The following is a 9791-nucleotide window of genomic DNA, read 5'->3' as shown; positions in this document are numbered from 1 at the left end:
CGCCTGCCAGACTGGAATGTCCCCGAGGATCGGGATTTGGAATGACGCATGGCACGAAGCCTCACTGATTGTCTTTCGACCTTATAAAAGTCTCGAGCTGAAGCTCGAGTTACGTCTGAAGCGGGATCAGAATGACATGCCGGCACGGTTCCTCACCGCCTGGGCATAAGTTGCCCCTTCGCAAATTAATTCGTAATTCGTAATTTTTAATTTAAAAATACTTCCCTGTGCTCTCTGTGGTTGTTTAAATCCCCAAGGAAGTTTTTTGGTTGCGGCTTTGCTGCCTTAGATATTTTAAGTGGAGTATTCTAAAATACAAACTGTTACACTTTTTTTTCGAGGAATGACAACAAAAGATTTCTCTGCCAGCAGAACAGAGATTGGGCATTACGGGGTATTTAAAACCTACTCAAACGGGAGTTCTATTAATGTTTATTTGTAACGGTTTCCTATTTCGTCCTTACATGACGATCCATGTTTTTTGTGTTTTGCTTTACCCACCGCTGACGCGGTGGGCTACAAGCATTTCGTCCCTGCGGGACTTTCTAACTGAACAGCCTCACCGTTCTTGTAGCACTGATATTTTGTGCAGGACGTGTAAAAGGCGAATTGCTAAATCTTTAAGCTTTACACTTTTCCCGTGACAAAGGCAGCAATAGATTCTTTCACTTGCCAGGGCTGGAATTCGGCATTACGGTGTGTTGAAAACTTCCAACAACAGAGAATTTAATTTCATGTTAAGTTGTGTAAACCGTTAAAACGGTTTCCTATTTTAGTCCGCCAGATCGCATTCTTTTATCCTGTTTTAACCATTTAAACAGCAAAAACGTTTTTTCACACTTATTAGCAGGATCTTACGAAGGAAGCCTTCTTAACAAAAACAAAACTTCCCGATTGTCGGGAATCCTCAAAATGACCTTAAAATATACATTTTGCTGAACTCTGGGAATCGTTTTAAAAAGAAATCGTAACGATCATAGGAAGTTAGCAATGTTTTAAAATTTTCTTAAACATTGGCGCGCTCCTGAGTAAGTAGTTTCTTTAAAAGAAGACAGAGAAAAGCATTACATTCTGGAACAGGAGTTGTTGTCCAGCGAACTGAGGTTGGAAATGCTGGCCACAAAAAACTGCGGTTTGGGAAAGCGCAGGGGCGGACGATTATTCCCGGCACTTTCCCCAATCGCCATTACATCAACTTTGACGCCCCCCTATTCGCTTTCGGCTTCGATAATCTGCAAGGCATGATCGATTCGCGAGAGCACTTCGCTGGCTGTAATTTGAGAGGCAGATTGTGTTAAATCCAGCAGAAACAGATCGTAATTGCCGCTACGGTTGGAGTGAAACAGAATTTTATTTCCGTCCGGCGAAAAAACAGGATTCAGATCCTCAGCAGGATTGGAGGTAAGTCTTTGCTGTGCCGAGCCATCATTGTTCATCAAATAGATTTCGTAATTGCCGTCACGATCGGAAAAGAAGGTTATTTTATCTCCCGAAGCGGAAACATCAGGCGCCACATCATTGACATCGGGATTGTGCGTTAATTGCGAAATCTCTTTGGTACGAATATCCATTTTGTAGATGGCATAAGCGCCGTTTCGATCGGAATCAAAAATGACATCGCCCTGTTCATCGGTGCTGCCGGGCATCAGGCATGGGCTGCCATCATTAAATTCATCTCTGGTCAGGGCTAACTGGAAGCGACCATTGCTCTGCATGATGAAGATATCGCTGAACATTTCATAAAAAGGAATGTCCCGCAAATCGTTTCTTTGCGAAACAAAGACGATGAAATCGCCGGAGAATGAATATCTCGGTCGCCAGTCATCAGAGCCATTTTGCGTTAAGTTTTCGCTTTCACCAGTGCTCAGGTCCATTACGTAAATATCACGCAATTTCTGGCTGAAATCCACATCACGGTGGTCATCCGCCGTAGAGGTATAAACGATGTGTCGGCCATCGGGCGAAAACGAGGGATTTTCTTCATGGGCCGGGGTATTGGTAATCTGTTTTTTCTCGCCGGTGGTCAAATCCAGAATGAACAAATCCCAGTTGTCCTGTTCATCGGATTGGTAGATAATTTGATTACCGTCCGGCGAAAAAGAGCCAAAGGCCTCGTTGGCTTCGCTCTGGACAACGGGGGTTACATTAAAGGCATCGACAAAATAAGGGGCAATGCGATCCAGATACGCATCGGCTTCGGGTCCGTTGAGCACAGCTTTAAATGCGATGTAGGCCCGGCGCTTATCGCCGCTCTTCAGGGCAAAATCGCCATACTTGTACTGTACCTCGGCATTGTGGGGATCAATTTTTAAGGCCTCTTCCAGCACTTTCATGGATTCCAGTGTGTGTCCATTCTCGAACAACACATCCGCCAATTGCTCGCGATAATCCATAGTGTTTGGATTTTTTTTGATCTTCTCCTGCAGTTCCTTGATTTTGGCCTGAATTCGGGCATCTTCGGCCACGGCACTGCTGCCGACGCTGCCGCTGACTTCTTTTTTGGATCCTGAACAGGAAAACAAGGTAGCTGAAATAAATATGACAACGATCATGAGATTAATTTTAAACATGGCCGCTCCTCACTGTATCTGTTTGATACGTTTTTCGGCATCTTTTTTCAAAACTAAATCAATTCCTGGACGCTTAATGATTTCTTTGTACATGCGAATGGCGTCATCAATGCGTCCCAGTTTTTCGTAGCACTGCCCCGAATAGTACAAAGCGCTGGCTTCCCACTGCAATTTGGTCTTTTTGGACAGCAGGGGAATCTTGACGAATTCGGCGATGGCCTCTTCGTACTGTCCGGCCCGCAGTAAAGCCTCGCCAATGTAAAATTGAATTTCTGGCTCACGCTCGGCATCGGCTTCGGCTTTGATTGATTTCAGATAATCGACCGCATTCTGGAATTGGTTTAGATTAATGTAAGCCCGGGCAATAATGATCTTTTTGTCCAGGCGATCTTTGGCCTCAGGAAACTTTCGTAAATAACTTCTGGCCATGGCCTGCGCCGCATCCCAGAAACCGGTTAAAGAATAGACCTTGATCAGGTTGGACATAATATTGGCCTGCATGGGGCAGTCCTGACAAAATTCCAATGCCTTCTTGAACATGGTGATGGCATTGTCATATTTCTCTGAGCGAAAATAGAGGGTGCCTAACGTATTGTACACCCCAGGCAACTGATCGCTCTGCGGGTATTTTTCGGGGAATTTGGTTAAAATCTCCAGAGCCTGCTTGTGTTTATTCTGAGTAATCAAAATTAGCGCAGTAAAATAGGCGGCGTCATCGACAAAATCTGACTTTTTGTATTTCTTTTTGACCAGGTTAAAATATTTTTCGGCGCGCTTAAAGTTTTTTTGTAATCGCTGATAATTGCCCAATTCAATGTAAAACTGAGCCAGCGCATTGGGCCGGTTCTTGTACTGTTTCTTGTAAATGTCAATCAACTTTTCGGCCTGGGCGATGTCCCCTTTTCGGATTAAGGACAAAATATATTTTTGTTCGATGGTCGCTTTGAGTTCCGGATCGCTGACTGTTTTTAAAACCTTTTGATAAAAAGCAGCTGCATTGGCATAATCCCTTTCCAGAAAATAGATGTTCCCGGCCTCGCGTACAGCCTGGGTAAATAGTTGCAGATTGGCATCGCTTACCGCTTTAAAGTTCTCTCTGGCCAGATAGTATTTACCATTTTTAAATAAGATTTCTCCGGCATTAAAGTGCGCCTGATCGGCATACGCTCCGTGCGGTTCTACCAGCAGGTACAGTTTGTAATAATACAAGGCCTGTTGGGACTGATTGTTGAGGCGTAACGCTTCAGCCAGTAAAAAAATATTCTTCAGAATATGTTGATCTTCAAAGGCTCGTAATAAAATAAAATCATTCAGAAATGGCGTATTGATATTGGCCGAATAGAAGGCAATGGCCCGCTCGTACTGTCCGGCCTTCAGATAAGCCTCGCCCATCTGCTGTTTGAGCGTCTCCAGATTGGAGGCATAATAAAAATAGCTTTGATACTGTTCGAAGAGGTCAATGGCCTCCTCGTAATGGGCCTGTTCCATGTAAAGATCGATAAGGTCTATCATGGCCTGGGCCGCCTCATTCGTAAACATAAAGCCATCAACAATCTGGCGGTAGATTTGCAGGGCGTCCTGTGGATTGTTCTCCTGCAGCAGGCGCGCATAGTGGAGCAAATATTGCGGGTATTGCGGCGATTGTCTGAACTGGTCGATTAATATCCGAAAGTATTGCAAACTCTGAGCAGACATGGAGGAGTCAAAGGCCAGATCAATAGCCAGGGTGCGCAACCACTCTTCTTTTAAAGGACTGTCTGGATATTTTGCCAGTAAGGCCTCGATGAAGCGTTTTTCTGTTTCAATTTTACTGGAATCCGGCGTCAATGCAGTGCGCACTAATAAGTAGGCGCTTTCATCCTGGTGTTTACAGGTGGTGGCGTTTTCCACGGCCTTTTTAAAAAATGCATTGGCCTGCTGCATCAGTGCGCCCGCGTCCTTCCCCAAAAACGTCTGGTAATCAAACTGCTTAAGGTAGGTTTTGCCTAAATAATAATACAGATCGCCAACCCGCGTTGCGCCAGCCTCCAAGGCTTTGCGAAAATTATCTTCCGCCCGAGCGTAATTCTTTAAATCGTAAAAATACAATTTGCCCAGTTCAAAGAGTAAGTCGGCTCTCTTTTGCGCGGAAGTCTGGAAAGAAACGCTCAATAAATCGGCCAGATGATTGAGCGCCAGATCCGATTTTACGATTTTAAAATCCTGTAAAAAGCGTAAATGCTTTTGCGCCTGCGAAACGTATTCAGAAGCCTGAAATTCCTGAATGAGCTTATTGAAATAATAGGCCGCCTGTTCATAATCGCCGGTATTTTCCTTGGCCAGAGCAAAATAAAACATGAGATCGTCCTTTTCCGGAAAGGGTTCAGGGGCCAGGATAAAAGGTTGACTGATATTGATCAATTCGACCCATTGCTGTTTTTGGGCCAGTATTTGAATTAGGTGTACGATTAATCGCGCCTTTTCAGTGATCGTCTTTTCTGCTGTCAATTTCTGGTAAATAAAAGAAGCCGCCTGCTGAAAATAGCGATTTTGCTCCAGAAAGGCGATGTAATAATCGACCGCTTTCTGGTACATGGCCTGGTGTTCAAATGTTTTATCCTGCAGGGTCTTTTTAAACAGGTCGGCCGCTTCTGAAATAAAATTTTGTTTTTGAAAGCTCAGGGCCCGTTTGAGTTGAATAATAAAACGCAGAGAATCATCCGCGTCGGTGACCGCCTGGTAGCTGAGCTGCGCTTTATTGAAATTCTGGGCCAGGTAATAGACATCGCCTAAAACATAGAGTAGCTTACTTTTAATCGTTTTGTCCTGAGCCGTGGCAATTTGTTTTTCCAGTAAAGCGATGGCCGGTTGATATTCTTCACTTTGTATCAGAATATTACTCAAATGCAAAGCGGCCCGGGCGGCAACCCAACTATCCGGGTAGAGCTGGATAGCCTGCCGAAAATCCTGTTGCGCTTTGTCCACCAGTCCCAACGTAAGGTTAATTTTCCCCTGAACCAGATAGGCTTCAGCTAAAATACTGTCCGCTTTTTCCTGAACGGCAAAGGCCTTTTGTAACATGGAGCGCGCGTCGTTGATCTGTCCGGTGCGCAGGCTTACCACGGCCTTTTTTACCAGCGCCGGGAAATATTCTTTGGAATCGGGATACCGTTCAATAATCAGATTTAATAGCTGCCCTGCTTTGGACAAAACGTTCAAACGGTTCAGATTGATCACAGCCGCTTTGTAAGTAGCCCTTGGGGCACGCGTATCTTTGGGATACAATACACGCAGTGATTCATAGGCTTTGACGGCATCGGGAAAATCGCCCAATTTTTCTGCGCAATCGCCTACGTAGAACCAGGCCTCTGCAGCAAACGGGCTTTTAGGAAATTCCAGGGCCAGGGCCTGAAACTCCGCTCGGGCTTTTTGGTAGGCCTTAATTTTGTAAAGAGAAAGACCGGCGTAATATCGGGCATCGTCGGCCTTTTCACTCTGCGGGTAGGTAGTGTAAAATTTAATGAACTGCTGAGCGGCCAGATCGTAGAATTCTTGCTCGTAGAGTTTCAGCGGATAGGAAAAATCATCGCTCTCTCTGTTCTGAGCTACCGCAAAATGTAAAGTAAAAGAGATAATTATTAAACTTAAAAAAAACTTTTTCATAAATAGATGCTCTGCTTTTATTTACTCCTCATCCAGCGGCGAAAGATTGGCAAATTTTTTGATTAATTTTTTATTGATGTTGTCTCTGAAAAAATGGACGGTAATTTTCATTTTGTCCCCACTACCTTCTAACTGAATGATCTGCCCTTTGCCAAAGGTTTCATGGTACACTTTCTGGCCCACAAAAAATTCATCGCGCTGATCCTGGTTCTCATCGTGATTGTGAAAGTAGGCTTCCAGTTTGGCCTTTCTGGCAGTCTTTTTTCTCTTTTTGGAACCTGAAAATCGCGTTCCTGCCGACTTAGTGCGATATTCAATGAGCTCTGCAGGAATTTCATCTAAAAACACAGAAGGTGTATTAAATGTTCCGGCATTGTACCGCCGACGTCGATTGGCGTAAGTCAGGTAAAGGCTTTCCATGGCCCGCGTCATCCCAACGTAGAACAGACGACGCTCTTCTTCCAGTTCCTCCAGATCGGCAGAAGAGCGTTGCAGGGGCATTAAGCCCATTTCCAGGCCAGTAATGCAAACCACGGGAAACTCCAGTCCCTTGGCAGAATGAAGGGTCATTAAAGTAACGGCATTGGAGGTTTCATTCCAGGTGTCGATGTCGGTGAGTAAACTGACTTCTTCCAGAAAAGCCGCCAGGTCCGACTCTCGGTTCTCCTGTTGCCGTTCGCGGGCAAACTGGTCCATGGTTGCGAACAGTTCCTTGATGTTTTCGATTCGGCTTTCGCTCTCGTACTGGTCATATTCAGTTTGGTAATGGTGCATGATACCGGTTTCGGAAACAAGGGTGGAGGCCAGTTCCACGGCATACAGTTCATCCTTCAGGGCCATGAATTTGCGGATCATGTCGTAAAACTGTTTTACCCGGCCGCCCATGGCCGCAGAGATGTTAGCCACTTCATCCACACGTCCCAGGGCATCGAACAACGTTATTTTTTCCATTTCAGCAAAGCGTTCGATTTTATTAACCGTGGTTTCGCCGATGCCCCGTAGCGGAAAGTTGATAATTCGGCGCAGGGCCACACTGTCCGCTGGATTGACCAGGACCTTTAAATAGGCCAGAACATCTTTGATCTCTTTCCTGTCGTAGAATTTAACGCCGCCAATGATATTGTAAGAAATGGCATTGCGCCGCAGCTGATCTTCCAGAGCACGGCTCTGGGCATTGGTTCGGTACAAGATCGCGATATCTTTAAAACTGCGCTTGTGCGTGTACATCTCATCATGGATGATTTCCACTACTTTGCGCGCTTCATCGATCTCATCTTCTGCAATGATCAATTTAATTTTCGGACCATCGCCTTTTTTGGTCCACAGGCTCTTGCCCAGGCGTGCCTTATTATTTTGAACCACGGCATTGGCGGCCTTTAAAATATTACTGTGCGACCGGTAATTTTCTTCCAGTTTAAAAACTTTAGCTTCGGGGAAATCGCGATTGAAATTCAGAATATTGGAAATATCTGCGCCCCGCCAGCCATAAATGGATTGATCTTCATCGCCCACCACGCAGAGATTTTTCTGCGAATTAAGCAGACGCTTCAACAACAAATACTGAGCATGATTGGTGTCCTGATACTCGTCCACCAGAATGTAACGAAACTTGTCGTTGTATTTGGCTTTTATCTCCGGATGTTCGTCGAAAACCTGAATGGGACGAATCAGCAAATCATCAAAATCGAGAGCATGATTCTGCTTAAGAAAATTCTGATAAGCCTGGTACACCTCGGCCACGATCTGATCGTATTCGTCATCGAATTCCTGCTCCAGCAGATTTTCGGGCAGGATGAATTGATTTTTAAGACGGGAGATTCGATTCTGCACTACCTTGGGATTGTATTTTTGCGGGGAAAGTCCCCTGGAAGAAAGAATTTTTCTCAGGGCTCTGACGGCATCGTCCACATCGTAGATGGTAAAATTGCGCGACAGGCCAATGTTTTCGGCTTCGATTCTTAGAATGCGGGCACAAACGCTGTGGAAGGTGCCCATCCAGAGGGGAATAACCTGGCTACCCAAAAGCATTTGCAGACGCTCTTTCATTTCGCGGGCTGCTTTATTGGTAAAGGTAACCGCCAAAATCTCCGAAGGTTTGGCGATTTGCTTCTTAATCAAATAGGCAATGCGGTAAGTCAGGGTTCTGGTTTTACCGCTGCCCGCTCCGGCAATGATCAAAACAGGGCCTTCCGTAGCCATTACTGCCTGCTTTTGTACGTCGTTTAAATCCTTTAAAAAATCTTCCATTAATCCATTTTCCCCTCAATATCCATAGATTTTTTTTCTCAATTTGTTCAGTTTTTGCTTGGCCCTCAAATGCTCGCGCGCACTGGCCGTAAAAACATGGGTGCCATCGCCCCTGGCCACAAAATATAAATAATTTGTTTTGGCTGCAAATAGAGTTGCCAGAATGGAGGCCTTACCCGGATTATTAATGGGACCCGGAGGCAGGCCGCGATACAAATAGGTATTGTACGGCGAATCGATTTGCAGATCTTTGTAGGTCAATCTTCTGGGTCCATCGGGCAACAAAAACTGAATGGTTGGATCGGCCTGCAATTTCATTCCGCGTCGTAAACGGTTTAAATAGACCGATGCAATGATGGGGCGTTCTGCATCCACCATGGCTTCGCCTTCCACAATAGAAGCCAGGGTCAATACCTGATCACGGTTCATCCCCAATTCTTGCATTTTTTGCTTCACACTGTCCGCTTCAAAAATTTTTAGCGTCTGCTCGATTAGGAAGCGCAACACCTGTTCCTCGCTAACGCCTGCTGCAAAAACGTAGGTGTCAGGTAGTAAATAGCCGGTCACCGATTTGGCCGGAATACCAAACTGACTTAAAAAAAGCGAATCTCTGGCCAGGGAATCCAGTCGTTTGCGGTCCAGGTTTAAGGTCTGGCTTAAGGTATCTAAAATTTTTTCTGTGGTCCAACCTTCGATTAAGGTCACCGACAGAAACTCCGGTTTTACATGGCTCAAATAATTGGCCAGTTGCGCGTAGTTCAAATTTTTGGGAATCTGGAAGGTCCCTGAAGGAATCTTGTTCTCGATTCCCAATCCTCTGGCCCAAAGCACAAAAACCGGTGCGTTGCGGATAATTCCTTTTTTTTCCAGAGTGTCTGCCACCTGTTGCAGGCTGGCCCCTCTGGGGATAGTAATTTCCACCGTAGGTTGCCTGCTATCCAATTTTTCCGGCAACGTAAAATATTTAATCACGTCGTAAACCAATAATGGCAACAAAAAGACAACGATAATAATGGCTTTGTACTTATTTTTCATTTTTCACTTGCTTACGTTCCATCTCTTCACGTTCCAGACGCCGGGATTCATCAATAATACGTTCGTAAATGCGACCGATGGCTTCCGCAGAAAGCGGCCCCGGATTACTGGCTTTCACATTCTGAATCACCTGTTCTTCCCGTTCCGGCACGTAAACAGGCCAGCCCAATTTACGCTTGATATCACCAATCTGGTCTGCGTATTGGGCCCTCAGATTAATCAAGCGCACCATCTGACGATCTATTTCATCGATTTTTTCTCTTAAGCGGGCAATTTGCTCTAATTCTTTCTGCAAGC

The 9791-nt window shown here is 45.2% G+C and carries 5 protein-coding genes; all 5 read right to left on the bottom strand.

What is annotated here, in order from left to right; genetic code table 11:
- Window positions 1–1208: 1208 nt before the first annotated feature.
- Genes ACWB0I_RS02555 through pheA form a run of 5 tightly spaced genes read right to left on the bottom strand, consistent with a single transcriptional unit; the run spans window position 1209 to window position 9789 of the window.
- The gene (locus tag ACWB0I_RS02555; RefSeq protein ID WP_479386466.1) at window positions 1209–2570 is read right to left on the bottom strand and encodes a tetratricopeptide repeat protein; all 1362 of its coding nucleotides are present in this window, start codon (window positions 2568–2570) and stop codon (window positions 1209–1211) included.
- Window positions 2571–2579: 9 nt separating this feature from the next.
- Window positions 2580–6212: a tetratricopeptide repeat protein gene (locus ACWB0I_RS02550; protein ID WP_479386465.1), complete on the bottom strand. Its 3633-nt coding sequence runs from the start codon at window positions 6210–6212 to the stop codon at window positions 2580–2582.
- 21 nt (window positions 6213–6233) lie between these two features.
- A complete protein-coding gene (locus tag ACWB0I_RS02545) occupies window positions 6234–8459 on the bottom strand; it encodes an ATP-dependent helicase (protein ID WP_479386464.1) in 2226 nt (741 codons plus the stop codon).
- 15 nt (window positions 8460–8474) lie between these two features.
- Window positions 8475–9494 (bottom strand): endolytic transglycosylase MltG, encoded by a 1020-nt coding sequence (gene mltG, locus ACWB0I_RS02540; RefSeq protein ID WP_479386463.1) that lies wholly within the window; start codon window positions 9492–9494, stop codon window positions 8475–8477.
- Window positions 9484–9789, bottom strand: a complete 306-nt coding sequence (gene pheA / locus ACWB0I_RS02535) for a chorismate mutase (protein WP_479386462.1) — start codon at window positions 9787–9789, stop codon at window positions 9484–9486. The genes mltG and pheA overlap by 11 nt, the downstream gene beginning before the upstream one ends.
- Between the last annotated feature and the right edge of the window lie 2 nt (window positions 9790–9791).

The sequence above is a fragment of the Caldithrix sp. genome, assembly GCF_056497305.1.
Note: the sequence above shows the minus strand (reverse complement) of the source record. Positions and strands in the feature narration are given on the sequence as shown.

What these genes read in the sequence shown, in the direction of transcription:
- ACWB0I_RS02545 (WP_479386464.1), bottom strand. Translation starts at nt 8,459, where the DNA reads ATGGAAGATTTTTTAAAGGATTTAAACGACGTACAAAAGCAGGCAGTA.
- mltG (WP_479386463.1), bottom strand. Translation starts at nt 9,494, where the DNA reads ATGAAAAATAAGTACAAAGCCATTATTATCGTTGTCTTTTTGTTGCCA.
- ACWB0I_RS02555 (WP_479386466.1), bottom strand. Translation starts at nt 2,570, where the DNA reads ATGTTTAAAATTAATCTCATGATCGTTGTCATATTTATTTCAGCTACC.
- ACWB0I_RS02550 (WP_479386465.1), bottom strand. Translation starts at nt 6,212, where the DNA reads ATGAAAAAGTTTTTTTTAAGTTTAATAATTATCTCTTTTACTTTACAT.